Origin of the sequence: Anatilimnocola floriformis, assembly GCF_024256385.1 — a bacterium.
In the GTDB taxonomy this organism is placed as follows: domain Bacteria; phylum Planctomycetota; class Planctomycetia; order Pirellulales; family Pirellulaceae; genus Anatilimnocola; species Anatilimnocola floriformis.
Map to the genome: position 1 here is coordinate 299,823 of NZ_JAMLFW010000001.1, position 24,509 is coordinate 324,331.

23 protein-coding genes are annotated in these 24,509 nt (G+C 58.8%); 13 read left to right on the forward strand and 10 right to left on the reverse strand.

Annotated features, from left to right (window positions below; translation table 11 throughout):
• Positions 1 to 14 precede the first annotated feature (14 nt).
• Complete coding sequence (locus tag M9Q49_RS01180; protein ID WP_254506770.1) at positions 15 to 314, forward strand: outer membrane protein assembly factor BamE; 300 nt, start codon at positions 15 to 17, stop codon at positions 312 to 314.
• A gap of 36 nt (positions 315 to 350) precedes the next feature.
• On the opposite strand, the gene M9Q49_RS01185 is transcribed toward M9Q49_RS01180, so the two are convergent.
• Positions 351 to 851: a hypothetical protein gene (locus M9Q49_RS01185; protein WP_254506772.1), complete on the reverse strand. Its 501-nt coding sequence runs from the start codon at positions 849 to 851 to the stop codon at positions 351 to 353.
• Between the two features lie 371 nt (positions 852 to 1,222).
• On the opposite strand from M9Q49_RS01185, the gene M9Q49_RS01190 reads away from it, so the two are divergent.
• Together M9Q49_RS01190 and M9Q49_RS01195 are read left to right on the forward strand one after the other, a co-directional pair.
• Positions 1,223 to 1,666, forward strand: a complete 444-nt coding sequence (locus M9Q49_RS01190) for a hypothetical protein (protein WP_254506774.1) — start codon at positions 1,223 to 1,225, stop codon at positions 1,664 to 1,666.
• A 252-nt stretch (positions 1,667 to 1,918) separates the two neighbouring features.
• Positions 1,919 to 2,149 (forward strand): hypothetical protein, encoded by a 231-nt coding sequence (locus tag M9Q49_RS01195; protein ID WP_254506775.1) that lies wholly within the window; start codon positions 1,919 to 1,921, stop codon positions 2,147 to 2,149.
• On the opposite strand, the gene dps is transcribed toward M9Q49_RS01195, so the two are convergent.
• The 3 genes from dps to M9Q49_RS36280 all read right to left on the reverse strand — a co-directional run bounded on the left by dps (position 2,146) and on the right by M9Q49_RS36280 (position 3,909).
• A complete protein-coding gene (gene dps, locus M9Q49_RS01200) occupies positions 2,146 to 2,679 on the reverse strand; it encodes a DNA starvation/stationary phase protection protein Dps (RefSeq protein WP_254506776.1) in 534 nt (177 codons plus the stop codon). The two genes, M9Q49_RS01195 and dps, sit on opposite strands and share 4 nt — an antisense overlap.
• Positions 2,680 to 2,988: 309 nt before the next feature.
• Positions 2,989 to 3,501 (reverse strand): PRC-barrel domain-containing protein, encoded by a 513-nt coding sequence (locus M9Q49_RS01205; protein ID WP_254506777.1) that lies wholly within the window; start codon positions 3,499 to 3,501, stop codon positions 2,989 to 2,991.
• Positions 3,502 to 3,549: 48 nt separating this feature from the next.
• Positions 3,550 to 3,909 (reverse strand): DUF1328 domain-containing protein, encoded by a 360-nt coding sequence (locus tag M9Q49_RS36280; RefSeq protein ID WP_449224113.1) that lies wholly within the window; start codon positions 3,907 to 3,909, stop codon positions 3,550 to 3,552.
• Positions 3,910 to 4,118: 209 nt separating this feature from the next.
• Between M9Q49_RS36280 and M9Q49_RS01215 the strand changes: the two genes are divergently transcribed.
• Complete coding sequence (locus M9Q49_RS01215; RefSeq protein ID WP_254506778.1) at positions 4,119 to 5,579, forward strand: sigma-54-dependent transcriptional regulator; 1,461 nt, start codon at positions 4,119 to 4,121, stop codon at positions 5,577 to 5,579.
• Positions 5,580 to 5,631: 52 nt separating this feature from the next.
• Here M9Q49_RS01215 and M9Q49_RS01220 read toward each other — a convergent pair whose 3' ends face one another.
• Positions 5,632 to 5,874, reverse strand: coding sequence for a DUF3309 domain-containing protein (locus tag M9Q49_RS01220; RefSeq protein WP_315861194.1), 243 nt, complete (start codon positions 5,872 to 5,874; stop codon positions 5,632 to 5,634).
• 431 nt (positions 5,875 to 6,305) lie between these two features.
• Between M9Q49_RS01220 and infB the strand changes: the two genes are divergently transcribed.
• The 7 genes from infB to M9Q49_RS01255 all read left to right on the forward strand — a co-directional run bounded on the left by infB (position 6,306) and on the right by M9Q49_RS01255 (position 13,456).
• Positions 6,306 to 9,383: a translation initiation factor IF-2 gene (gene infB / locus M9Q49_RS01225; protein WP_254506779.1), complete on the forward strand. Its 3,078-nt coding sequence runs from the start codon at positions 6,306 to 6,308 to the stop codon at positions 9,381 to 9,383.
• Between the two features lie 79 nt (positions 9,384 to 9,462).
• On the forward strand, positions 9,463 to 9,870 hold the full coding sequence (gene rbfA, locus M9Q49_RS01230) for a 30S ribosome-binding factor RbfA (protein ID WP_254506780.1): 408 nt from the start codon (positions 9,463 to 9,465) through the stop codon (positions 9,868 to 9,870).
• A gap of 147 nt (positions 9,871 to 10,017) precedes the next feature.
• Positions 10,018 to 11,031 (forward strand): hypothetical protein, encoded by a 1,014-nt coding sequence (locus M9Q49_RS01235; RefSeq protein WP_254506781.1) that lies wholly within the window; start codon positions 10,018 to 10,020, stop codon positions 11,029 to 11,031.
• Between the two features lie 58 nt (positions 11,032 to 11,089).
• Positions 11,090 to 11,452, forward strand: coding sequence for an STAS domain-containing protein (locus M9Q49_RS01240; protein ID WP_254506782.1), 363 nt, complete (start codon positions 11,090 to 11,092; stop codon positions 11,450 to 11,452).
• Between the two features lie 200 nt (positions 11,453 to 11,652).
• Entirely contained in the window at positions 11,653 to 12,018 is a 366-nt protein-coding gene (locus M9Q49_RS01245) for an STAS domain-containing protein (protein WP_254506784.1), read from the forward strand.
• A gap of 142 nt (positions 12,019 to 12,160) precedes the next feature.
• Positions 12,161 to 12,589, forward strand: a complete 429-nt coding sequence (locus M9Q49_RS01250) for an ATP-binding protein (protein WP_254506786.1) — start codon at positions 12,161 to 12,163, stop codon at positions 12,587 to 12,589.
• An 81-nt stretch (positions 12,590 to 12,670) separates the two neighbouring features.
• Positions 12,671 to 13,456 carry a hypothetical protein gene (locus M9Q49_RS01255; protein WP_254506788.1) on the forward strand — a complete coding sequence of 262 codons (786 nt, stop codon included), beginning with the start codon at positions 12,671 to 12,673 and terminating at the stop codon, positions 13,454 to 13,456.
• Between the two features lie 15 nt (positions 13,457 to 13,471).
• Here the strand turns inward: M9Q49_RS01255 and M9Q49_RS01260 are convergent, their stop codons facing one another.
• From M9Q49_RS01260 to M9Q49_RS01280, 5 genes are all read right to left on the reverse strand, one after another.
• Positions 13,472 to 17,995, reverse strand: coding sequence for an SdrD B-like domain-containing protein (locus tag M9Q49_RS01260; RefSeq protein WP_254506789.1), 4,524 nt, complete (start codon positions 17,993 to 17,995; stop codon positions 13,472 to 13,474).
• 99 nt (positions 17,996 to 18,094) lie between these two features.
• Complete coding sequence (locus M9Q49_RS01265; protein WP_254506790.1) at positions 18,095 to 19,198, reverse strand: WD40 repeat domain-containing protein; 1,104 nt, start codon at positions 19,196 to 19,198, stop codon at positions 18,095 to 18,097.
• 247 nt (positions 19,199 to 19,445) lie between these two features.
• The gene (gene hpnC / locus M9Q49_RS01270; RefSeq protein ID WP_254506791.1) at positions 19,446 to 20,354 is read right to left on the reverse strand and encodes a squalene synthase HpnC; all 909 of its coding nucleotides are present in this window, start codon (positions 20,352 to 20,354) and stop codon (positions 19,446 to 19,448) included.
• Positions 20,354 to 20,740 carry a VOC family protein gene (locus M9Q49_RS01275; protein ID WP_254506792.1) on the reverse strand — a complete coding sequence of 129 codons (387 nt, stop codon included), beginning with the start codon at positions 20,738 to 20,740 and terminating at the stop codon, positions 20,354 to 20,356. The genes hpnC and M9Q49_RS01275 overlap by 1 nt, the downstream gene beginning before the upstream one ends.
• 394 nt (positions 20,741 to 21,134) lie before the next feature.
• Positions 21,135 to 22,055, reverse strand: coding sequence for a DMT family transporter (locus tag M9Q49_RS01280; RefSeq protein WP_254506794.1), 921 nt, complete (start codon positions 22,053 to 22,055; stop codon positions 21,135 to 21,137).
• Positions 22,056 to 22,217: 162 nt separating this feature from the next.
• Here M9Q49_RS01280 and phnX point away from each other — a divergent pair, with 162 nt between their 5' ends.
• Both phnX and M9Q49_RS01290 read left to right on the forward strand, forming a co-directional pair.
• On the forward strand, positions 22,218 to 23,030 hold the full coding sequence (gene phnX / locus M9Q49_RS01285; RefSeq protein ID WP_254506795.1) for a phosphonoacetaldehyde hydrolase: 813 nt from the start codon (positions 22,218 to 22,220) through the stop codon (positions 23,028 to 23,030).
• 391 nt (positions 23,031 to 23,421) lie between these two features.
• Positions 23,422 to 24,501, forward strand: a complete 1,080-nt coding sequence (locus tag M9Q49_RS01290; protein WP_254506797.1) for a Rieske 2Fe-2S domain-containing protein — start codon at positions 23,422 to 23,424, stop codon at positions 24,499 to 24,501.
• Positions 24,502 to 24,509 lie beyond the last annotated feature (8 nt).

Genomic DNA, 24,509 nt, shown 5'->3' on the forward strand with positions numbered 1-24,509 from the left:
CGCGGAGAGAGGAAATGAAAATCTCACTGCGCTGGTTCTTGATTCTCATCGCCCTCACTGGGCCTGCGATTGCGGTTTTTCATTCGTGCAATCGCGGGACGATTACTGAACAGCAAGACCGGCAAATTCAGATTGGGATGAAGCAAGCCGAAGTGCTCGCGGCTTGCGGACCACCAGCAACAACTTGGAACCCCGGTCGTGGCGGTGTTGTGTGGGAATACCATCTGAGTAAATGGAGGCCCACTGCGTTTCTGAACCCCATTTGTGTTGAATTCAATGCCGAAGGCGTTGTTGTGAACACCTGGGTTCAGTGAGAGTATGCACGGAGAAAGAACTAATCCCGCGTGCCTCTATTCCACGTGCTCGAGTTCCTGACCAAAACGTTCGATCGCTTGTTCAGGATTGAGATTGAAGAGCGCCCGGCCGGTGGTGCTCCAGGCTTCGCCATCGAGATGAAAGATGGCCGTGGCTGCGCGGAGGTTACTGACGTTCGGGTTGTCTTCCATCCCGCCGCCGATAACGGCTTCGAAACTGATGGTCACGCCGACCAGAGCGCGGAGGCGGCCGGTGTTGCGATCGCGGGCGAAGGAGACTTCGTCATCGAAATCGCAATCGACCCACTGCAAGCCGCGCGGGCTGCCGCTTTGTCCGGCGAGCGTGAGGAAGTGCGCCTCGAGCCATTCGCGTCGCAAATGAAATTGCTTGCGCGCGTGCTCGAGGTTGACCTCAGGTTTGCGCTTCGGCTGCCAGGGCGAAATCCGGCTGCCAGCAAAGCGCCAGACGAGCAGTCCGACGACCACGATTGTGCCAGTAGCGATTACGCCCAGATCGAGCCAGAAATTTCCGAACATATCCCACGTGCCCCGTCGGCGTCGCACGCCGCAACCAACCCGCTCTCAAACCCGCGACCGCATTTTACAGCAACTCGGCAGTCGACGGCAAATTAATTGAGAGGAAGAGGAGAGGCGGGGCTGGGGACTAGGAACTGGGGGCTGGGGAAAAGACACGGAAACGTTTCCGCCTCGAGCTGGATCAGCACCATTCGGTTCTTCTTCGTTCTGCCTTCTGCCTTACCCAGTCCCTAGCCCCCGCTCCCCCATCAACTTTTCTGGATGGATTCCATTGACTTCGCCCATTTTCTCTCAGACAATGTGCGTCCTGTGCCGATAATACCGGTTGAATGAACTTTGCCTTCCAACTTCCCCCTCTGGAGTGCTCTCAAATGAAGTCTCGCATGTTGATTGGTTTGGGTCTCGCGTTCGTGGCCGTGGCTTCGCTGATCGCCGCTGAAGGTGTGAAGCTCGAAGGCGTGAAGTGCGTCGTGGCCGGCTCGAAGGCCGCCAGCGAAAAGAACGCCGTCGATTACAAGGGTGGCAAGGTTTACTTCTGCTGCCAGAACTGCCCGAAGGAATTTGAGAAGAATACCGCCAAATACGCCGCCAAGGCCAATGCTCAGCTGGTTGCCACCGGCCAAGCCAAGCAAGAGAAGTGCCCGCTGAGCGGCGGCCCGCTCGATGCGGCGACCAAGATCAGCGTCGATGGCGCTGACGTTTGCTTCTGCTGCGAAAAATGCCAGGGCAAGGCCAAGGAATCGAAGGATCAAGTTGAACTCCTGTTCAACGACAAGGCCTTTGAAAAGGCCGGCTTCAAGGTCAGCAGCAAGTAGTCTGAAGATTTGCCAGCACTGCTGGCGAGCCGAAAAATAACGAGAGGTCGCTTCGCAAGAGGCGACCTTTTTCGTCTCTGGACCGACCTGTTCCGTTCAGGTATGGTCCGGCGGATTCAATCAATCCGGCAGGCGGCGGAAACCGAAGCGAAGTGAATGCCCGTCAAGGATGACTGGCGCGTCCCCTGTTGCGAACCGTCGAATGCGACGCGAGCAACCATTCAGAACATCAGAGGCAAGGAGGCCTGTCCGATGCAACTCAATCTGTTTTCGTGGATTCGTGAAGGCGTGCGTCAGAGTGTGCTGCTGGGCGTTTCCGACGCCGTTGAAGCCCTTGGCGAACCGACCCACGATCCGCACTTCCACCAGAACCTCGGTAAGCTCATCGAGCAAGCGCCCGCCGAAGAACGCGCCCCGCTCGCCGATGGCAAGCGCAAGCGCCTGGGGCGCTCGCTGAAAGATTTTGACGGCGCGACGAGCTAGTCCTGCACGTGCGCTTCGACGAACCACAGGTATTGGTCGACTTTGCGGCTGATGCCGGTGAAGAGATCGGCCGTCCCTTTGTCTTCGAGTTCGTCGGCCTCATCAATGCCCTGTCGAACGAGCTTGCCGTAGGCGGCGAGCTCGTCGGCGAGGGAGTTGACGTGGGTCTTCCAATCGACGGCCTTCGTCGGGTGGTCGCCAATTTCACTCTTACCAAGGGCCGACACACTGCCGTCGGCCAAGCCGCCGAGGGCGGTTACTCGTTCGGCGATTTCGTCGACGAATTCTTCCGTCGCGGCGTGTACTTCGTCGAATAGCTTGTGCAGGGCGATGAAGTTCAGCCCCTTCACATTCCAGTGAGCTTGCTTGGCGTTCAGCCCCAGCTTGATGCTGTCTCGCAGCCGTTCGTTGAGGAGCGTGCAGAGCTTGGTGCGTTTGGCTTTGGGAATGTCGTTGCGGCTTTCGATCATCGACGTGTCTCCGTTGGCAGATTGTTTCGCCGGCGCAGCGGCGCGAGTTGCGGTGGCCATGATTTGATTCCTGGAAGGTGGGAACTAGGGGAGTGAGTGCGAGCTTATTGTAGCGCGCGCAAAGAAAAAGACGACCTCCCGCGAAATTGCTCTCGCTGGGAAACCGTCTTCTTCATTTTCAGTGAGGTTCGTAGCTGGAGTTGGGGCGGTTGCACCGTGGCGATGCTGTGTTCGAGAGGCCTGCGGGGGTCGGTCGGCGTCTCAATTCACTTACCCGAAGGTTTACCGCGCTTTCATGTGGAGTGACCTGGCCGCAACGGATACGAATTCACTGGTTGTGTTCGATCGACTGACTGGTAAAGCCACAGACTACTGACGCGGCAACGTGGTCGGTGTCTTGACTTCAGTTTGCCAGTACGCGTCGATCTTCTTGTTCATCTCCGGATCGGCGAAGTCGGGCCACTTGTCCGATGCAAAGCCGTTGGCATTGTCCAAGTATTCCTTGGTGACGTTCAGCTCGACGTAGTGCGAACTCGAGCCGGCGTCGTGCTTCACCTTCAGCGAGCGCCACGGCACGGCGAAGTACTTGTTGTTGAAGCCGAGGAAACCGCCGAACGAGATCGCGGCATAGCGGACGTGGCCACGTTCGTCGATCACCAGATCTTCGATCTTGCCGAGGTCCTGATTCTTCGAATTCTTGACACTCATCCCGACCAGCTTGCTGCTGCGGAAGGTGGCACCTGAGTAGTCGGCGGCGCCAACGACGCGGCCGGCGGGGGTATCAACCTTCACGCCACCTTCGTTCACATCGACGCGAACTTGGGCGGAGGCGGTGAGTGCCAGAGCCGGCACCAAAGCGACTGCAATCCATAAACTGCGCATTTCAAACTCCTAACGTTGAACGATGCATAGACAAAGTGTGCGATGTGGTTAGGCGATGGGTCGGCGTACGCCGCCAGTGATCGCACCAACCAAAAACAGCACGAGGAAGACGACGAAGAGAACCTTGCCAATCCAGGCGAGATCGCCTGCGATGCCAAAGAAACCAAATGCCGCGGCGACAAGCGCCAAAATCAAAAAGGTCAAAGCCCATTGCAACATGACAAGTCTCCTCTGTTCAAAAATGTGTTTCGCGAGCCGCTCGCGGTGTTGTTTTCGATCCGTCAGATGCAGTCCGTACAAAGCAAACAAGGTGCCAGAGGCGCAAAATGATTTGGCGATTAACCGCAAGTGAACCGGAGCCAACGGTTTGCGAATAAGAACGAAGTCCAGTAAAACAGAAGCAACCAAAAGCTGCCCATTTGGTTACCTCCGTTCTGTCCGCGCACCACTCCCAGTGGACGAAAAACTGCCAAGTGCTTGATTTTCTGCGAATCAAGCACGCCAATGATCTGTCAGGTTGGCGCATCGTTACACTGGCAAAGTTTTTGCAATACTGCTGCCCGAAACTCACTTGTCTGCCACTTTGAAGCCCTTTACCGGTCAGGAACCTGTCCGCCATGCCCAGTCTGCTTGTCATCGATGACGATCGCGCGGTTGTCCACTTCATCAAAGCCGCCTTTAAGAATGCGGAAATCGAAGTGCTCGCTGCAGCCACCGCCGATGAAGGCTTGAAGCTGCTCCGCTCCGGAAAACCGGACGCGGTTTTGCTCGATATTCTGCTGCCACAGACAACGGGCCTGAAACTGTTCGAGACGATCCGCGAGATCGACGCCAGCGTGCCGGTGATCTTCATTACCGCCTCGGGTGAGAGCGACACCGCCATCGAAGCCGTGAAGCTCGGCGCCTTCGACTTTCTGCTCAAGCCGCTCGACGTCGCCAAGGTGAAGCACCTGATCGACCAGGCCTTGGAAATTCGCCGGCTGACCTCGACCCCGGTCGAAGTGCCGGAAATGTCGACCGCCGCCAAGGGCGACCAGGCCCTGATTGGGCGCAGCCCGCAGATGCTCGAGGTCTATAAAGCCATCGGCCGCGTGGCCCCGCAAACCGTCACGGTGCTGATCCGCGGCGAAAGCGGCACGGGCAAGGAACTCATCGCCCGGGCCATTTACCAGCACAGCCTACGAAAAGGAAAGCCGTTCCTCGCGGTCAACTGCGCCGCTTTGCCCGATGCGCTGCTGGAGAGCGAACTTTTCGGCCATGAAAAGGGTTCGTTCACCGGCGCCGATCATCGCCGCATCGGCAAATTCGAACAATGCAACGGCGGCACCATTTTTCTCGACGAAGTGGGCGATATGGCGCCGCTGGTGCAGGCCAAACTGCTTCGTTTGCTGCAGGAACAGCGCTTTGAGCGCGTCGGCGGCAACGAGACGATTCAGACCGACGTGCGGATCATCACCGCGACCAACCGCAACCTGGAAGCGATGACCGAAGCGGGGACGTTTCGCCCCGACCTTTATTACCGCTTGAACGGTTTCGCCATTAAGTTGCCGCCGCTGCGTGATCGGGGCGACGACCTGTTGTTGCTGATCGAGTCGTTTTTGTTCCGCTTCTCGCGTGAACTCAACAAGCCGTTGCAGCGAGTCTCGCCCGATGCGTTGAAGATTCTCCTCGAACACAATTGGCCGGGTAATATCCGCGAGTTGCAGAGCGTCATTCGCAAAGCGCTGCTGAACCTCACGGGGCCGATTTTGGTTCCCGATTTTCTGCCGGAAGAAGTTCGCGAGCCGAGGCGCGACGAATCCGCTGCTGGTGGCGGCGATGTCGGTGAAGGCCGCGATCTCGGCCGCTTCCTCGATGGTCGCTTAGCGGCCAATTCGGAGGATATTTATGCCGAAGCGATCGACTTTATGAATCGCTATGTGGTAACTCGCGTGCTGAAGACGGCCGGCGGCAATCAGTCGCGTGCGGCCAAGATGCTGGGAATTACCCGCGGCAGCCTGCGTAGTAAAACGCAGACGATTGGCTTGAAGATCGACCAAGTGGTCTCACAAGATGAATCGGGCGACGAGGACGAATAAGACGTAGCCCATCGGCCGGAACAGCTCACCGTTCCGGCCTGAACTGCTGCGGTTATATCCTGCCTAGCAGTAGCAAGATCACGAGAATGACCAAAATCAGGCCAATGCCACCGCTTGGGCCGTATCCCCAATTGCGGCTGTGCGGCCATGCTGGCGCAGAGCCGAGCAGCATCATGATCACGAGGATCAACAGAATTAGTCCAAGAATCGACATGGTATCGCCCTCATCGTTTCGATCGTCAGAGATGTGAATCAGCGAAGCGGCGTTCGCAACTGGAGTGCCAGAGAAGCACATTGCATGCCAGAGCACATTCACGCAGCTTGAGAGCGAGCTTGGCCGATAACGAAATGGCAGTTGCGTGAACTCAGTGACTTGTGGATGGGTCGACTGTGATCCTCCTATGAATAATGCGAAAAAACCAGTTTTACCAACTGGTCAACCTGTGCGGATTCGGATACATTAACGGATCACTCCCAAATCTGCGGATAGCCCGAGGTGCGGCTTTAGGCTGGCGTCGTGTGCTGTTTTGCTGGCGGTGAAAGGGTATCTGTAACGGCCAATCACGGGCTATCGCTTGCAGTTCCCGTTTCATTGCTTGGACTTAGGCAGTCCCGCTGCGAGAGTGGCGAGGTTGTCGAGGAGATGCGTTCTATGATTTGACCTGCGGAACCGCCGACTTGGCGTGTACGAATGACACACGCGCCAATTGGCCTGAGGAGGGCAATGTGCCCACACGGATTTACGCCTTAGCTAAAGATTTGAAGCTGGACAGTAAAGAACTGGTGGATCTCTGTACCAAAGCAGGGATTCCTGGCAAAGGTTCGGCGCTGGCCAGTCTGGAAGACGACGAAGTTATCAAGCTCAAGGCCTATCTGGACGGCCCGTCGGCCAAACGAGCGGCCCCGGCCTCAGCAGCACCCGCAGTCAATGTGAAGGCGATGTTGTCGGCTCCTGTGGCTGCGACTGCCCTCACGCCGCCGCCGCCAACGCGGCCTGGCGTCAATCGCCCTCGCCCGGCTGCTCCAGCCGAGGCTCCCGATTTCTCGGATACTGCGGTCGCCGTTGCCGAGCCGCCCGTCGTGGTGGCCGAAGCCAAGCCGACAGCCCCTCCTGCGCCCGCTCCGGTTGCAAAAGCACCGGCCCCGGCCAAGACAAAGGCCGCCGAACCCGTGCCGGTGGAGGTTGCCGAACCGGTTGTCGTGCAGCCTGCTGCTCCGGCTCCCGTCGCGCATGTTCCGGCCGTTGAAGCTCCAGTCGTTCCTCCTGCCCCGGTTGCTCCCGTAGCTCCGGTCAGCAAGGCGCCTGCCGCTCCGGCTGCACCCGAAGTTCCGCCAGTTGTTCCTCCGGCGGCTCCGGCTCCGTCGCCGTCGAGTCCCCACGGCAAGACTTTTTCCACGCCCGCTCCTACGACTCCTTCGACTGCTCCCCACGCGCCCGTTCGTGGCGACTTGCTCGCACCGGGTCGGCGCACTGCCATTCGAGTGCTTGGTGGCGGCGGCAAAAAGAAAGAAGGAGCCGAAGGGGAAGGTTCCAAGCCTCTCGCCAAGCCCGGCGAAAAACGAGGTCCCGCGATTCGCGTGGCCTCCATGCCTGAGGTCAAGCAACCGGTGGCTCCGGTCAAGTCGGCGGAACCGGCGGCTCAAAAGCCGATCATGCGGATTCCGACCGAAGCCCTCAAGGGAAGCGACGCCAACAAGAAGGGTGCCGCTCCTCTCAAGGATGCCGCCAAGCGTGCTCACGATGAACGCACGAAGCGCGAACAACTAGATACCCGCGCTAAGGGCAGCGCCCTGCCGATGCCTGCCGATACGTCTGGTCCGGGCAAGGGTGGCAAGGGCAAGGGGAAGTTTGGCGAAGGCGAAGGTTTGGGCGATATCGCCGCCGTTCGTGCCAAGCGTCAACAAGACCGTTCGAAGGGGAAGGTGCGTGTCGGTGGCGATGACGATGATTCGCCACGCTTCCGCCGTACCCTGGTCCGCAACAAAAAGCATGGGCCAACTGCTCCTCGCAAGGAAAAGATCGAATTGGTCCTGCCCTGCACCGTTCGCGAGTTCTGCGAACAAACGGGCGTGGGCGCTGGTTCCGTGCTCAAGGTGCTCCTCAGCAACAAGATTCCCGCCAATATCAACGGCGTGATTCCGGAGCAGTTCGTCGAACTGCTCGCCGCCGAGTTGAATCTCGATATCACCGTCAAGCAGCCGCCAACTCCCGAAGAATTGCTCGAGCAAGAGTTTGCCACCGAGGACGATGCGGACAGCCTGCAACCGCGGCCGCCGATCGTCACCGTGCTTGGTCACGTCGACCATGGTAAGACGTCGCTGCTCGATCGGATCATTGGCATCAACGTGGTCTCGGGCGAAGCCGGTGGTATTACGCAGCACATTCGCGCGTATTCCATTCCTACGCCCGATGGTCGTCGCGTGGCCTTCGTCGATACGCCTGGTCACGAAGCATTCACCGAAATGCGTGCTCGTGGAGCCAACGTCACCGATATTGCGGTGCTCGTGGTAGCCGCCGACGACGGTGTCATGCCGCAAACCGAAGAAGCCATCAGCCACGTCAAGGCTGCCAATGTGCCAATCGTCGTGGCGATGAATAAGATTGATCTCCCTGGCGCCAATCCTGAGCGCGTGTTGCAACAGCTGGCTACGGCGGGCTTGTTGCCGAGCGAATGGGGTGGCGATGTCGAAGTCATTCGCACCAGCGCCATCACCGGCGAAGGTATCGATGACCTGCTGCAAACGCTGCTCGTCACGGCAGAACTGCACGAATACAAAGCCAATCCCACGCGCGCCGCGATGGGTATGTGCATGGAAGCCGAACAAGAACCAGGGCGCGGCGTAATTGCCAAGCTGATGGTGCAGAACGGCACGCTGCGTGACGGCGACGTCATTGTCTGCGGCGCCGCTCATGGCCGCGTCAAGGCGATGTACGACACCCTCAAGCCGCGCGAACAAGTCGAAGAAGCCGGCCCGAGTACGCCAGTGAACGTCACCGGTCTCGATATTGCTCCTGCCGCTGGCGACAAGTTCTATGTCCTCTCCGACATTGCTCAAGCTCGTGAATTGGCCGAACGGAGCGCTGCTTCGGCTCGCAAGTTCTCGCTGGGCGATGGCGCCACGGTGAAGATCACGTTCGAAGAGTTCTCGAAGCGGCTCGCCGAAGGTAAGTTGCACGACTCGGCCGATGTGGCCACGCTCAACCTCATTATTCGCGCCGACGTTCGCGGCTCGATCGAAGCCATTCTCAAGGAACTCGGCAAGTTCGAGCATCCTGAGGTGAAGATCAAGGTGCTGCAGGCTTCGGTAGGCGGCGTTACCGTCGCCGACGTCACCTTGGCTCACGCCTCCGATGCCGTCATCGTCGGTTTCAATGTCATTCCCGATGAAACGGCCCGCGTTCTGGCTGATGACCGTGGCGTGCAGATTCGCCGGTACGACATCATTTACAAGCTCACCGACGATATCAAGGCGATCCTCGAAGGGAAGCTCAAGCCCGAAGAACGCGTCGTCGAACTCGGTCGAGCACTCGTCAAGCAAGCCTTTTCGATCAGCCGCGTCGGCACGGTCGCTGGTTGCCAGGTCATTCAAGGGACCATCGAACGTGGTGCCCGCGTCCGCGTGAACCGCGAGAATCGGACCATTGGCGATTACGGCATCGACACGCTGAAGCGAGAAAAGGACGACGTCAAGGAAGTCAGCCGCGGCATGGAATGCGGTATCAAGTTGCAGAACTTCAACGACATCAAGGAAGGGGACGTCCTCGAAGCTTATCGCATCGAAGAAGTCGCCCGCACGTTGTAGTTATCCGCTTGTGTTTCGCGAAAAATGACACCGGCAAAGCGCTACGTCCGCGATGCCGGTGCACACTGAAGAACGTTCCATGACTTCTCGCCGATTACTCAAAGCCGCCGAAGCCTTTCGTAGCGTGGTCAGCATGGCCATTCTCACCGAAGTGCGCGATCCTCGTGTCAAACACGTCACCGTGATTGGTGTCGAGGTGGCGCCCGATATGAAATCGGCCAAGGTCCACGTCTCGATCATGGGGGACGAAAAGCAGCAGGGCCTGGCGCTGCGCGGCTTGCAGAACAGCGCTGGCTTTCTGCAGAGCGTGATCGCCGAAAAGGTCGATGCCCGCTACACGCCCAAATTGACCTTTGTCATGGACAAAGGGGTCAAGCACTCGCTGGAAGTCGCACGCATTCTCAAGGAAGTGCTGCCGTCCGACGAAACGGCAGAGGACATTTCCGCCGAACCGCCCCCTGTTGATGCAGCCGAGGAAGGTAACTGAATTCGCCAGAATTCAGACGTTCGCTCGGCATCCCTGAATTCTGGCGAATTCAGCTACAGCCCACCTAAATAATCTGCGTTTCCGCAGCAACCTGTACCCACAGTAACAACGAACCAACCACTTTTGATTGATATGGCTGAGGCAGGCATGACAGGTTCCAATCGCGCCGCGATTTTGAGCAAAGTCCACAAGGTTCTCAAGAAGTACTACAAGCCCACCGTGCCGCCAGCCGAGCGCGGCGTGCTGGAACATCTGCTCTACGCCTGCTGTCTCGAAAATGCCCGCGTCGAAGCAGCCGACGAAGCCTTTGCCAAACTGAAAGAACTCTTCTTCGATTGGAACGAGGTCCGTGTCACCACGACCACCGAGTTGGCCGAAGTGATGACCAGCATTCCCGATGCTTCGGCCGCGGCCACACGCATCAAGAAGTCGCTGCAGTCGGTCTTCGAAGCGAGCTACACGTTCGACCTCGACCCGCTGCAAAAGCAGAACCTCGGCAAAGCCGAAAAAGATCTCGAAAAGGTCACCGGTTCCTCGGCGTTTGTTCGCGCGTACGTCGTGCAGCATGCTCTTGGCGGCCATTCGATTCCGGTCAACAACGGCGCGATCGATGCCCTCTACGCCGTCGGCGTGATCAGCGACGGCGAAGCCGAAAAGGGGCTTGTCCCCGGTGCTGAGCGAGCCATTCCCAAGAACAAGGGAGTTGAGTTCGGCTCGCTGCTGCAGCAGTTCGGCGCCGACCTGGCCGCTTCGCCCGGTTCGAGCAAGCTCCGCGCGATCCTCGGCGAAATTGACAGCCACTACAAGGAAAAGCTCGAAAAGCGAATCGCCATCCGCGAAGCGTTCGCCAAGCTGCCGGTCGTGCGCGAGAAGAAGCCGTTCGAACTGCCTGTTCCCACTCCCAAGCCCAATCCCGCTGCCGAAGCCAAGGCCAAGGAAGCAGCTGCCAAAGCTGAGAAGGCCAAAGCCGCTGAAAAGGCCGGCGACAAAAGCAAGGATAAATCGTCTGCCAAACCTGCTGGCGGCAAAGCCGAAGCCCCCAAGCCGGTCAGCAAGGACAAGCCGAAAGACAAGCCCAGCGACAAGCCGAAGTCCGACGCGAGCAAGCCCGCCGGCAAGAAGCCGGAACCCAAAGGCCTCGCCAAGAAGAAGCCTCGCTAAGCGCGCGCGCTGAACATGGTCCGCACCGCGGTCCCTCCACCTGTCATCGAGAGCAGCCATGCCCGAATACAAACACCTGCAACTGTCGCCAGCTCAAGGCACGAGTGGCCCGGCCGTAGTAGTTCGCCTGATCGACAGCAAGCTCCTCAAGCCGGAGTTGATCTTCGCCTTGCGTGACGAGCTGCTCAGCGTCGTGGACGAGGGAAACAAGAAGCTGGTGCTCGACTTCGCTGCGGTCGAAAGCTTCTCCTCGGAAACGCTTAACTCGCTGCTGCTCTTGAGCGACAAGGTCACCAAGGCCGGCGGCCAACTGCGGCTGTGCAATATTCGGCCGCTCGTGCAGAGCGTCTTCGAGATCACGCGCTTGACGGCCAAGTTCACCATCAAGCCGACCGAAGCCGAAGCTCTGGCCGATCTGTAAGCTTCCGCTGCCAGCCCTTGCATTGCATTCACTCAGGGGCTGGAGTAATTTGACGCTTAGTTGCCGTGCCCAGGTGCTGGCAATCATTTTTGCAACCTTTTTCGGCCGTCTCATCCCGGCCTCTGTTTTTTGAACCATCGTCGCCCATCTGCCCCGTCCTCCTTCGTGGGGCGGCACTGGCGACCTGGGGAGCAGTCAGCATGGCGGTTTATCGGCGAATTGAGTTGGCAAGTTTCAGCGGCACCACCGGCGAAGTGACTCTGGTCCGCTTCGTCGATCGCAAGATCATCGACGCCACCAACATCCAAGAGCTCGGCGACGAGCTCTTCAGCCTCGTCGAAAAAGACGCCAAGAAGCTGCTGGTGCTCAACTTTGCCAACGTCGAATTTCTCTCGTCGGCCGCGCTCAACAAGCTGATCATCCTCGAGAAGAAGGTCAAAGCTCACAGCGGCAAAATGCGTCTGTGCAATCTGCGGCCGGAGATTTATGAAGTCTTCGCCATCACCCGCTTGAATCAATTGTTCGACATCAAGGGAACCGAAGGCGAAGCCTTGACCGGGTTGTAGTTTTTCACACTGCCGCCGAGCGCCGCTCCGGGCACCTGCTTTGCCGGTCGCGGTCGATCGCCCGGCAATCGTGGCGTTGCATTTGTCGTTCTGGGGCGGACGGGATGCCCGCCGTGCTTCTCTCCTCGCATACGGACGAGACATGCCACCGGACTGGAATTGGAAACTGGAGCGCAAGTTCCCCAGCGATGCAGCGCCGGGCCATGAGGCCATCGCCGCGCTCCTGACCGAACTGGAAAACGCTGGCTGGGCCACGCGCGACGTCTACGGCATTCATCTCGCCCTGGAAGAAGCCCTCGTCAACGCCATCCGCCACGGCAACAAGAGCGACCTGAACAAACAGGTCGGCTTGCGTTTCTATCTGAACGACGACCGCCTGCTGATGGAGATCGAAGACGAAGGCGCCGGCTTCGATCCCGCTAAGCTTCCCGACCCCACGGACGACGCCTTTCTCGATCGGCCCAACGGCCGCGGCGTGTTGCTGATCCGTACCTTCATGACCCGCGTCGAATACCTTGGCCGCGGCAACCTGTGCGTGATGGAAAAAACGAAGTCGCTGCCAGCCAAGTAATCGAGGCGTCTTTTTGCTTGGTGGGTCTGCCTTCGCTTGGGCTATGATGACGTGCAATCACCTGCACGGAGCAAGACTACGATGGGCTCGTTCACTCTACGCGCACTCTTCGCAATTCTCATTCTCACGGCGACCAACTCACTCTGGGCAGAAGAATCGTGGGGCGATCTCACGGCCTCCTTCGTCTTCGACGGCGAAACGCCGGAGCCACGGAAGTTGAAGATCGACAAAGACACTTATCTCTACAAAGATCCGATCTACGATCCCGCGTTGCTCGTCGATCGCGAGACAAAAGGGATTGCCAACGTGGTTGTCTGGCTCGTTGTCGCGCCCGAGGACAAGCCGCCGGCCATTCATGCCTCGTATGAGAAGCTTGCGAAGCAAGACGTCGAGGTCGATACGATCAAGGGATTAATCGAACCGCACGTAGCTCTCGTGTGGCTGCCGCAAACCTTGCTACTGAAGAACAGTGAACCGATCGGACATCACATTCGCTTGAACGGACTCGTGCCAACAGAAGTCAGTGCCCTGGTACCCGCACACGGCACGACAAAGCGGAAATTCACCAAGCAACAGAACGTTCCTTGGCCCATCGATTGTAGTATCCATCCTTGGGAAAGCGGCTACCTCGTCATCCGCGACAACCCCTACATGGCCGTCTCCGATGCGCAGGGAAAGCTGCGAATCAAGAATCTCCCCACCGGGAAGCACACGTTCGTCTTCTGGCACGAACAGGGCGGCTACTTGAAGGACATCAAGCGCGACGGCAAAGCCGAAGTGCTGAAACTCGGCCGACTGACGGTCGACGTCAAGTCGGGTGATAACGACCTGGGCGAGTTTTCGATCAAACCCGCCCGGCAGCCTTGAACCGCCTACCATCGCTTACTGCGGCGGCAATTCAAAACTCGTTTCGACCTGCACCGCGCCGTCGCGGTAGAGACCCGCTTCGTCGACGCCGTCGCCGTTGAAGTCGCCGACCACCGGCAGATCGTTAGCGCCACCCAGTTCAAAGACCAAGTCGGCGGCGTCGATCTCGCGGTTACCATTGACGTCGATGATCCACTTGCCGGCGCGGTAGATGCCGATCTCTTCGATGCCGTCGCCGTTGAAGTCGCCGACGACGGGCAGATCGCCCTTCTGACCAAAGACCGCGATCTTGTCGCGCTTCGACCATTTGCCGTCGCCATCCATATCGAAGTGCCAGCGGCCTTCGCGGAAGACGCCGATCGAGCGAATGCCGTCGCCGTTCCAGTCGCCGGCGATCGGAATATCGGTCGGCACACCGAACTGGAAGACGTGATCGATGAGATCGCCGCGCTCGTTGCCGTGCTGGGATAGTTGCAACAAGCGTTCGCCTTCGGTCGCTTCTTCCGGCCGCGGCGGCACGTTCTTCTGCCGCAGGTCTTTCGGAATGTTGTCCGGATCAGGCAAGCCTGGTTCGTGAGCCAGATGCCGTTGATCGAGCGGCCATTCGGGGCCAAAGATGCCAATGTCATCCTTGCCGTCGCCGTCCCAATCACCCACGACCGGCCGATCGGCGGGGCCGCCGAGTTGGGCCCACAGATCCCCTTCGTCCCATTGGCCGTTGCCGTTGAGATCGAGGAACCATTCACCCTTATAGAAGATGCCCATCTCGCTCTTGCCATCGCCGTTCCAGTCGCCCGTGACTGGAATCGCGCCAGCAATGCCGAAGGAAAATTGCGCCGACTGTGCGTCGTCGGCGCCGGTGTGAATCGTCCACACGCCTTGGCGCAGACGATCGGCTTTCCATTGCGTCATTTCGACGAAGGCCGCGGGGCGCATCGTCTTGGCGCTGGCAATGCGCGTGCTGCGTTGCGAGACGCGCGGCGTACCGGCATCGATCACGCTTAAGTGCCACGTCCAGCCCGCATCGCCGCCAGTGATGATCTCTTGCGCTTGCGGCGGCGGAATGAAGAGCAGAATTGGTGGCTCGATCGGCGGCGGCGGAATCAATTCCGGCGGTGGCGGCGGCGTGAGTGGTGGCCGCGGCGGCACCGGCGGAATGATCGTCGGCGTGATCACCACTTCGCTGAAGTTATTCAGCTGCGAGTGCTGACCGATGGCGAGCGGAATTTGTAGCAGCGTATCGAACTTGAAATCGACGCCTTGCGCGGCAAATCGTTCGATCACCAGCGGACTGATGAACGTACCGACATTCACGGCCAGGCCGGTCGTCGTTCCGGGCGTGTCCTTGCTGTCGAAGTAACCGTGCGGTTGAACTTCGATGACGGTGTAGTTGTTATTACCCATCAAACCGTCGAAGAGGTAGTAGCCGTTGGCGTCGGTTGTCACGCGATAAGCGCCACTGCCCCCCTTGAGCGTGTCGGCCAGATCGACGACTTCACCACTCAGTGTGTAGCGGAGTTCGAGCAACACACCGCCGATCGGTTTGTCATCGGGCGTCAGCACGCCGTCGCGAATGTCATATAGATTCGCCGGCGGTGTGGTGCCGCTGGTGGCGATCGGCGCACCGTCTTGAAAGACGTAACCCGAGAGGGCAGCCGGCGGCACTTCGGCGAAGTCGTAGTGCACACCCTTGTCGCCGCTCTCGAGCGTGATGTCGGTGATGTTATCATCCACCGAGTCATCGCCACCTTCCGAACCGGCATGCGTGCAGCCTTGGAAGTAGCCAACTGGCTGCGTTTCCTTCAGCGAATATTCGCCCGGCTTGAGACCAGTGAATTGGTAGTAGCCAGCCGAGTTCGTCGTCGTCTGCGCGACGAACGTGCCGAACTCGTCGTAGAGCGTGATCGTCACGCCGGCGATCGGCAGTTCACCGTCATCCCACGTGCAGTTCTTCGTCGAATCGACCCACACATAACCGCTGATCTCGGCGGGGAGCAACTCGCAGAAGTTGTAATCGAGACCGTTCTGGCCGTACGGAATGATGATGTTGCTCAACTCATCGCGAGCTTCATTGCCGCCGAAGTTGCCAGGCTCCTGACCGCCGTGAATGTACCCAGCCGGCTGCGTTTCGCGCACCGTGTAGGCCTTGCCGGGCGAGAGCATGTCGAAGCGGTAGTAACCGTTGGCATCGGTCACCGTGGTGCCGAGCACCGCGTTGTTTTCGTCGTAGAGCGTGATGGTCACGCCCGCGATCGGCTTTTCGCCCGGATCGAAGATGCAGTTGCGAATCGGGTCTTCGTGCACATAACCCGAAATGCTGACCGGCAGGATTTCGCAGAAGTTGTAATCGGTGGCATTCTGGCCCGAAGGAATGCTGATGTTGCTCAGTTCATCCTTCGATTCATTACCGCCGAGGTTACCCGGTTCCTGACCGCCGTGAATGTAGTTGCTCGGCTGGGTCTCGCGCACCATGTAAGTGCCGGGCGCGAGATTCTCGAACTTGTAGAAGCCATTGGCGTCGGTGACGGTCTGCGCGAGTTGCACGCCGTTGTTGTCGTAGAGCGTGATTGTTACGCCGGCGATCGGGTTTTCGCCCGGATCGAAGATGCAGTTGCGAATCGGATCTTCGTGCACATAACCTGACAAGGTGACGGTCTTGAGTTCGCCGAAGTTGTACTCGATGCCGCTGTCGCCAAAGTACAGCTGCACGCCGTTTTGCTTGTCGTTGGTCAGGGCGTTGCCGCGCGTCACGCCATCGACTGTTCCGGGCGTATCCTTACCGTCGGCCCAGCCGTTTGGCTGAGTTTCGACGATCATGTACGTGTCGGCTTTGAGGCCCGTGAATTTATAAAAACCGTTGACGTCGGTCACTGTCGTGGCGATCTGCGTGCCGTTGGCATCGAAGAGCACGATCGTGGTACCGGGGATCGGCTCTTCGCCCTGATCGCGTTGGCCGTCGTTATCACGATCGTGATAGACGTAACCCGAAACCATCGCGGGTTCTTTTTCGCAGAAGTCGTAGTTTATCCCCTGATCGCCGCCGCGGAGCGAAACATCGATCGTGTCGTTGGCGACCACGGCGCCCGTCAGCACGCCTTTGACCGTGCCGACGTGGTCACCGCCGTCGATCAAACCGGGCGGCGTGATTTCGACAATCGTGTACTCGCCCGGCCGCAGCCCGGTGAACTCATACTTGCCAGCCGCGTTCGTCACGGTCTGCTTGATGATGTTGCCTTGCTTGTCCTTGAGCAGAACCGTCGCGCCCTCGATCGGCCGCGTCGCCACGCCGGCTGCTTCGCAGTTGCCATACTTGTCGGTCAACCGCACCAAACCACTGATCGACGCCGGCAGCGTTTCGGCAAAGTTGTAATGCACGCCGTGCGTATCGCCGAGCGGCATCGCGATTTCGGTGAGCTGATCGGGATCGTTGTTCACCAGGCTGCCGGTGGTGGCGCCTTCGACCTGACCGACGATCGCGCCCACGCTGTAGTATTCGGTGGGCTGCGTTTCGCGCACCTGATACGTGGCCGGTTCGAGCTTTAGATCTTCGCCGAACTCGTAATCGCCGAGTGAATTCGTCTTCGTCGTCAAACCGGTGAAGACGTAGTTGTTGCCGACTTTCTTCCACAACGACAGCGTGACGTTGTTGATGCCGGTGTCGCCTGGATCTTGAATCAGGTCGGCGTCGTAATCGAGAAACACACGCCCCGCGATGGTGATCGGCTTGGGCAACTGCTGCAGCGGCAGCATCACACCGGTCGAGCGGTCGCGCTTGCCGAGGTAATCGTCCTGAGCCAAGCCGTTGGGATTTCCCTGCGAGATGAGCAGCGTCGAGCCTACGAACTGCGGATCGTACAAGTTGCGGAACTCACGCGTTCCTTCCACGTCATAGTAGTGATCGGCCTTGAACGTACCGGTGGCCATCGAGCCTTGGAACTCGACACCGGAAGCGATCGGATCGATCCCTTCGTTGATCAGTTCCATGTCGGTGATCGCCGGATCGTAATCCTGCACTTCGTCGACATCGATCGTGAACCGCAGTTTCTCGCCGGCGTTAAAGCCTTTGAAATTCAGCACCAGTTTCGTGCCGCCGTCCTCGACGGTCCAGGTCACTTCGTCGATGCCCGATTGCGAAACAATCTGCATGGGGAACGCCAAGTCAGCGCCCCAGCCACCTTTCACGGTGTCGAAAATCATATCGCCGACGCTGCGACCCTTCGGGCCGTGGTCGGTATCGATCACAACGCGCGTCAGTTCCGTTCCCGGAGCACCGCCTTCGAACATGATTTCGAAAGTATCGCCGTGCTGATCCGAACCGCCGTCCTCTTCGAGATAGGTGACACCGAGCTTGATGGGAGCGGCGTCCATCATCTGCCGCTCTTCCATCGTCTCGAACCGGCAGCGGCGCGAGGGCTCGTCGAAGCGCACGTTCTTGCCGCCACTTTTGCGGATCGGCTTTTCGCGATTTTGCGCAGCTTCCTGTAGATCAGCCGACCAGAGCGAGCGACGCCAGATCGAAAGCAGATTCCACAATCCCACAAGTCACCTCCCTGTAACTGTCGTTCGCTCTCTGTCCTCTTTGCCTCGCGGCTTGCAGTCGCAAGGCAAAGACGCGTCCTTTCACGGAGTGAAAGGCGACTACTTCAACGGCAACGTCTGCAAAGGCATCGTGCCAATGCGGGGCGTTGTCGGTTTCGGTCCACCAGCAATGTTTTCCGTGATCGTCCACAACCGCACGGTGGTGTCGTAACCCGCCGAAGCGAGCACGCTCCCCTGCGCGCCGAGGGCGGCCACGCTGCCGCTGTGTCCGGTCAGCAGACCAATCTCTTCCTGCTTCACCACGTCCCACAGTCGAACCTTGTTGTCACTTCCCGCCGCGGCCAGCTTGCCGGGGGCATAGAAGTACGCAGCCAAGACCTTCGCCGGGCGCTTGGGCAAATTCTTGCCAACTGCGCCGTCGCTGAGGGGTTGAATGTGAATTGTGCGATCTTCGCCGACCGAAGCCAGGAAGCTGCCGTCGGGAGAAAACTCGAGGGCTCGCACGCGCTGTTTGTGCGCGACAAATTCGCGGAGCAGTTTGCCATCAGCCGTGCTCAGCAGTCGCACACTCCCGCAACGGCCCGCGACGGCTAGCGAACGTTGGTCGGGAGAAAACGCGACGGTCCGCAGATCGTCGCAAGGACCGTCGGCCTTCCACAGCACTTCGCCATCGCTCACGCGATACAGTCGCACGGTCCGCTCAAAGCCAGCCACGGCCAATGTCGCGCCGTCGTCGCTAAACTTCGCCGCCGCGATCGCGTTCTCGTGGATGGCCAACTGCCGCGGCGTGATTTCGCCGGTCATCTCTGCCGTGATCGGCCAGAGGAAAATACGGCGGTCATTTCCCGCCGTGGCGAGCAACGTCCCATCGCGGTTGTAGTCGATCGTTCGGACCCAGTCGTCGTGCTTGATCAATCGCTGCACTTGGCTCCCATCGGCCAGACTGTAGATCCGCACAACGTGATCGTCACCCGCGGTCGCGATGACCTTGCCATCGCGATGAATCTCGAGGGCCGTGATGACCGGCGGCGTGAGCTCATCGGGATCGGCCTTCAGTTGAATGACCCGGGCGGGCCAATCGAGCACCGCCGTTTGCACGATGTCGTCTGCCAGCACGGGCGACGGCAGCGCGGAAAGACACCACGGAGCCGCCAGCGTCGCGGCGGCAGAAAGCAGGAATCGGCGGCGATGGATGGTTGTCATAGCGGGCTACTTGGCTCGGTGCGCAGGGACACGGGCGCGGGACTGCTGTTCGTTTTGTATCGGTTGCGGAAGCGTGTCCGTGCAACAGAAAGAATCGCGTCGGCAAGTCCGCGCGTTAAGCTTTGCGGCCTGGGGAAGAGATGCGGGGCCGAGAGCTGGGAACTGGGGGCTGGGGAAGCAGTCGATGGCTCAAAAGTATGGATCGATGGGTGCTGCTGAGTTTGAGTTTCTCAGCCCAGGTGATCCCCTAGCCCCGCCACCAAGCGCTCGCCAGCAACAGTAATTTTCTCAATTTGCTGACCACAGGCCGGCGGGACCAGACGTCATAGCGCTGCTGGCGAATGGCCCCCGCGATCGCCAAACCGCCGCCGATGAAGAGCCGCACGGGTAACCGCAGATCGCGGTGAACTTTTTTGAGCAGCGGTTCGCCAGCATGAAGCATTTGCTCGGCGCGCTCGACTTGGACCTTCAACAGCTGCCGAAAGGAATCAGGCGCCGGCTGCCGCGGCTTGAGCGCGGCGAATTGATAGCAGCGCTCGTCATCCCAGCCAAACGACTCTCGCTCGTCGCGAGGCAGATAGATCCGATGCTTCTCCAGATCTCGCCGCACATCCTGACAGAAATTGATGAGTTGAAGCCCCGTGCAGATCGAATCCGAGAACGCCTCGTTTTCTGCCGTCGCACTCGCTCCCAAGTGCAACACAATCCGCCCCACGGGATCAGCCGACTTGCGGCAGTAACCGCGCAGCTCTTCCCAATTGCCGTAGCGCTGCTGCTGCTGATCCTGCCGAAATGCGATCAGCAGATTGCGCAGCGGCTGCAACGGCAGTTGCTTCTGCCGGATCGTCTCTTGCAGCGCTACGAACACCGGATGCCGCGACTCGGGTTCATCGAGTTGCGTTTCCCACCAATCGAGCAGGCACAGCGCGTGCGCCGGCGAGTCGATTTCATCGGCCAGATCATCGGCCCAACGGCAATACGCGTACACATTGCACAAGTGCTGATGCAAGTGTCGCGGAAAGAGCCAGCTGACGACCGAAAAATTTTCGTAATGCGTCGTCGCCAGCCGTCGGCAATACGCTTCGGCATCGGCGAGCGACGGCCGCGACGCGTTGCCACTCGGCCCCCACTGCGCCAGTTTAGCGGCCAGATCCATTACTGATCCGTCTGCGAGTGAATCGCGATGCGATTCCCTTCGCAATCGAGAAAGACCGCGCGAAAACCATGCGGGCCGATCGACGTAACCGGCTCCAGCAACTTCCCGCCGTTCTTTTCTACTTCGGCCGCTGCCGCCCGAATCCTGCCAGTGGCGTTGAGATAAACGAGCACACCACCGGTCGAAGAAACCTGATTCTCATTCGGAACCAGGCAGCCGCCGTTGCCATCCTTGTGATCGAGTACGGCAAACGACATCCCGGGCAGTTCGACTTTGCTCACATCGTTCGCTAGCACGGCTTTATAAAAAGCAATCGAGCGGTCGAGGTCCTTCACGGGAATATCGACCCACACGATACGGTTGTTTTGGGAGTTGAAGTCACTCATCGGTTATTCCTTGGGAGCGCCAGGAATGTCCGCAGTGGACGCACATCTGGGCCCGCGGCGTTCTGGCGAGTCGTTGACACTGTGGACAAGTTACCAGAATGATGTCGTTGCCGTGCTCGCGAAGCAACCGGTCACGAATAGTGCGTCGGCAAACAGACGCATCTTGCGACACAAGGTCCGTCACGGCTGGCGATTTCAAGTTTTCCGCGACTTTTTCGAGCATGTGTCTCGTATTCGGTGAATTCGTGTTGTCGGATTTCAACTCGAGATTCAACACTCGCAATGTCGTGCGTTCAGTTTCTGTGAGAAGGTGCGCGTAGTTGTCTAGAACGTATCGCGTCAACGCGTCGTCATCTGCGGGATGAACTTCCATCATAAACCTTCTCTACGAATCTCATTCCGCCTTGCTCGGTTGGACTACGTGAGTCTTCGTATCCGCCGGCATCCGCTTGCCAATAAACACCACCGCAATCACCGCCAGCGAAAACAATACGGTCACCGGCTCCAATCTCTCGCCGAGCACGGGCACACAAAACAGCAGCGCCAAGAACGGCTGCACCAACTGCACCTGGCTGACGCGCACCGTGCCGCCAAGCGCCAGCCCGCGATACCAGGCGAAGAAACCAATCCACATTGAGAAGAGCGTGACGTAAGTGAACCCAATCCACGCGCTGTAATGCACCTCAGCCTGCGGCCAAGAGGCGATCGTCACCGGCAATGTCAGCGGCAAGCTGATGACGAGCACCCAGCAGATTACTTGCTCGGCGGAGATGAACCTCGCCACATTCGCGCCGCCAACGTAACCGATCGAGGCGCTCATCATGGCTAGAAACAGCAAGCCATCGGCGATCGTCAAGCCGCTGTGACTCATGAGCGCTGCATAGGCGATCACCAGCGCGCATCCAAGCACTGCACAAAACCAAAAGCTGAAGGCAGGCCGTTGGCGAAAATAAATCGCGCCGACAATCGCAGTTCCCAGTGGCAGCAAACCACTCACCACGGCAGCATGCATCGCATCGACCTGCCGCAGGGCCAAGCCGAGAAACAAAGGAAAGCCGACGACCGATCCCATGGCTGCCACCAGCAAACCGGGAACGTATTGCCGCTTGAGTCGCGGCGCGCCAGTGAGCCAGAGATAGATAATGCTCAGCAATCCCGAAAACGCTGCTCGTCCTGCCGTGACAAACAGCGGCGGCAACTGTGGCGCGCTGCCGGGACCGACTGCCAACCGCGTCATCGGCAGCGTCATCGCAAAAATGGCCACGCCGATTAGTCCCAACCACAAGCCGAGCGTTTCATCCGATTTTTTCGTCATAGAAGCAAATACCACCGAGAATACGTAAACCTTACGAAGATTCTTCGCAGGTGAGGAGTACTCTACTCGCGCGCAGGTTCATCGGATAAGTTGACTAAGTCCGCTACAGGCGAAAACGGCGGGCAATTCTTCGGGATATCCCCTCATCTCGGCCGAAACAAAATGTCCGGCAGTCTCAAAGTGCAGTTGGTCGTCTTCGACTGGTCGGGGACACTCGTCGATTACGGCTGTCTCGCGCCGGCCCGCGCGTTTCTCGAAGCCTTTGCCAAGTCGCGACTGATGCTGACGATTCAGCAGGTTCGTTGGTCGATGGGTTTGCACAACTACGAACACATCTTGTCGCTGCTGCAAATTCCGCAAGTCAGCGAACAATTTCAAATGGTGCACGGTCGGCCGTGGAACGATGCCGACGTGCTGAACATTTACGATGACCTCGGCCCGCTGCTGCTCGATGCCACGCGACAATACAGTCGACTCACGCCCGGTGCGCTCGAAGTCATCGCGCAGCTCCGCGAGCGCGGGCTGAAGATCGCGACCACGTCCGATTACGCCCGCAATGTCGCCGAGTGCGTCTACGACGCTGCGCGACTCGAAGGTTTCGAAGCCGATGCCAACGTCGCCGCCGACGACACGCCCAGCGCTCGCCCCGCGCCGTGGATGCTCTTTCGACTGATGACTGAACTCAACGTTTATCCGCCGGCGAGCGTCGTCAAAGTGGGCGACACGATGCCCGATATCGAAGAAGGAGTGAACGCCGGTTGCTGGAGCATCGGTTGCACGGCCACTGGCAGCGAGGTCGGCATCCCGCTTGCCGAATGGCAAACGCTACCCGATGTCGATCGCGCCGCCCACCTCGATCGTGCCAGTCGCAAACTCAACGGCGCGGGCGCTCACTTCGCCATTCCCACCTTGGCCGAACTGCCGCGCATCATCGATCGCATCAATCAACGCTTAGAAACCGGTGAGAAGCCCTAGCGCTGCGGTTGCGGAAAGTACTTGATTTGCGAAGTGGACAAACGTACAATAGCCTGCGGCCAGTGCTGCGCAAGTGCGAGCGTCGCACACTTACTATCGGCTGGGCGATTGTGGAGACGATTGTTAGCAACGGTAGTGCGGACTGTTGTGCGAGGAATGCTGAAAACAACGGCTTGTGAGCTGCGCGTAAGTTGCAAGTGATGAGCGAGACAGTAGTTTGGGTCAGGGAGTAGTTTGTAAGATAAGAAAAACACTCTCTGCCAAAGTGTTGTGTAGAAAATGCGGTGTTTGTTCGTAAGTGATGACTACTAAAGACAATAGGCAGGTTCAGAAAACTCGCACAAGTGTTGTATATTCGCAGGCAAAAGTTCTTTAAGGGCGGAGTAACTTCATGACGACACAACCGACCTGGCACCGCCTGGGAATCGCTGCAGAACTTCAAAAAACTCCGCTGCAACAAATTCGCATCGGTGAGCTCGTCATCGCGCTCTCGTTTCGCGACGGCCAATTCGGCGCGATCAGCGGCGTGTGTAACCACGTCGGCGGTCCGCTCGGTGAAGGAACGCTCAGCAAGGAGGACTATGTCGTCTGTCCGTGGCACAGCTGGCATTTTCATCGGCTGACCGGCCTCGCCCGGCCCGGCATTCCCTCGGCCGTTCCAGTTTACGAAACGAAGATCGAAAACGGCGATCTGTTTCTGAATCTCGCAGCCGTCACCGAGCGCAAACACGCGCCGCATCCGCATCATCCGCTCACGCGCGAAGTCAAACGCGAGCCGGGGCCGCTGCGGATAGTTGGGATCTCGACCACGGCGATGAATCAGGCTTTTCCTCGCTATTCCACCTCGCAAGATCTGCTGCAAGTCGCGCTCGCAGGGGCCGCTGAATCCGGCGCAGAGTCGAAATACATCGATCTCAACGCTCTGAATTTCAAACACTGCGAGGGGTACTATTCGAAAAGTGCCGGCGCTTGCACCTGGCCCTGCACCATTACGCAGATGGATGCCACCGATCAACTCGATCAGGTTTACGAAGCCATCGTTTTCTGGGCCGATGTGGTGTTGATCAGCACGTCGATTCGTTGGGGTGCGCCGAGCTCGCTCTATTTCAAAATGATCGAGCGAATGAACTGCATTCAAAATCAAATCACGATTGCCGATCGCGTGCTGATTCAAAACAAGGTGGCCGGCTTTGTGATTACCGGCGGCCAGGACAATATCCAAGCCGTGGCCGGTCAGATGATGATGTTCTTCGGCGAGCTTGGTTTTCACCTGCCGCAGTTTCCGTTCATCGCTCATAGTCGTGGCTGGTCGGCAGAGGACATGGAGAATAACATCGCGTATGTGAAAACCAACGACGATCTGCGGGCCGGCGCGGTAGCCCTCACCGAACGCTGCCTGCAACTTGCCGGCGGCCTGGTCGCATGCGAAGCGGCGGGCAGCATCGAACGGGGCGGCCGCAAAGCTCATTAGGCAACCAT

Coding starts and splice junctions, on each gene's coding strand:
- M9Q49_RS01180 (WP_254506770.1), top strand. CDS start 15: ATGAAAATCTCACTGCGCTGGTTCTTGATTCTCATCGCCCTCACTGGG.
- M9Q49_RS01185 (WP_254506772.1), bottom strand. CDS start 851: ATGTTCGGAAATTTCTGGCTCGATCTGGGCGTAATCGCTACTGGCACA.
- M9Q49_RS01190 (WP_254506774.1), top strand. CDS start 1,223: ATGAAGTCTCGCATGTTGATTGGTTTGGGTCTCGCGTTCGTGGCCGTG.
- M9Q49_RS01195 (WP_254506775.1), top strand. CDS start 1,919: ATGCAACTCAATCTGTTTTCGTGGATTCGTGAAGGCGTGCGTCAGAGT.
- dps (WP_254506776.1), bottom strand. CDS start 2,679: ATGGCCACCGCAACTCGCGCCGCTGCGCCGGCGAAACAATCTGCCAAC.
- M9Q49_RS01205 (WP_254506777.1), bottom strand. CDS start 3,501: ATGCGCAGTTTATGGATTGCAGTCGCTTTGGTGCCGGCTCTGGCACTC.
- M9Q49_RS01215 (WP_254506778.1), top strand. CDS start 4,119: ATGCCCAGTCTGCTTGTCATCGATGACGATCGCGCGGTTGTCCACTTC.
- M9Q49_RS01220 (WP_315861194.1), bottom strand. CDS start 5,874: ATGTGCTTCTCTGGCACTCCAGTTGCGAACGCCGCTTCGCTGATTCAC.
- rbfA (WP_254506780.1), top strand. CDS start 9,463: ATGACTTCTCGCCGATTACTCAAAGCCGCCGAAGCCTTTCGTAGCGTG.
- M9Q49_RS01235 (WP_254506781.1), top strand. CDS start 10,018: ATGACAGGTTCCAATCGCGCCGCGATTTTGAGCAAAGTCCACAAGGTT.
- M9Q49_RS01240 (WP_254506782.1), top strand. CDS start 11,090: ATGCCCGAATACAAACACCTGCAACTGTCGCCAGCTCAAGGCACGAGT.
- M9Q49_RS01245 (WP_254506784.1), top strand. CDS start 11,653: ATGGCGGTTTATCGGCGAATTGAGTTGGCAAGTTTCAGCGGCACCACC.
- M9Q49_RS01250 (WP_254506786.1), top strand. CDS start 12,161: ATGCCACCGGACTGGAATTGGAAACTGGAGCGCAAGTTCCCCAGCGAT.
- M9Q49_RS01255 (WP_254506788.1), top strand. CDS start 12,671: ATGGGCTCGTTCACTCTACGCGCACTCTTCGCAATTCTCATTCTCACG.
- M9Q49_RS01265 (WP_254506790.1), bottom strand. CDS start 19,198: ATGACAACCATCCATCGCCGCCGATTCCTGCTTTCTGCCGCCGCGACG.
- hpnC (WP_254506791.1), bottom strand. CDS start 20,354: ATGGATCTGGCCGCTAAACTGGCGCAGTGGGGGCCGAGTGGCAACGCG.
- M9Q49_RS01275 (WP_254506792.1), bottom strand. CDS start 20,740: ATGAGTGACTTCAACTCCCAAAACAACCGTATCGTGTGGGTCGATATT.
- M9Q49_RS01280 (WP_254506794.1), bottom strand. CDS start 22,055: ATGACGAAAAAATCGGATGAAACGCTCGGCTTGTGGTTGGGACTAATC.
- phnX (WP_254506795.1), top strand. CDS start 22,218: ATGTCCGGCAGTCTCAAAGTGCAGTTGGTCGTCTTCGACTGGTCGGGG.
- M9Q49_RS01290 (WP_254506797.1), top strand. CDS start 23,422: ATGACGACACAACCGACCTGGCACCGCCTGGGAATCGCTGCAGAACTT.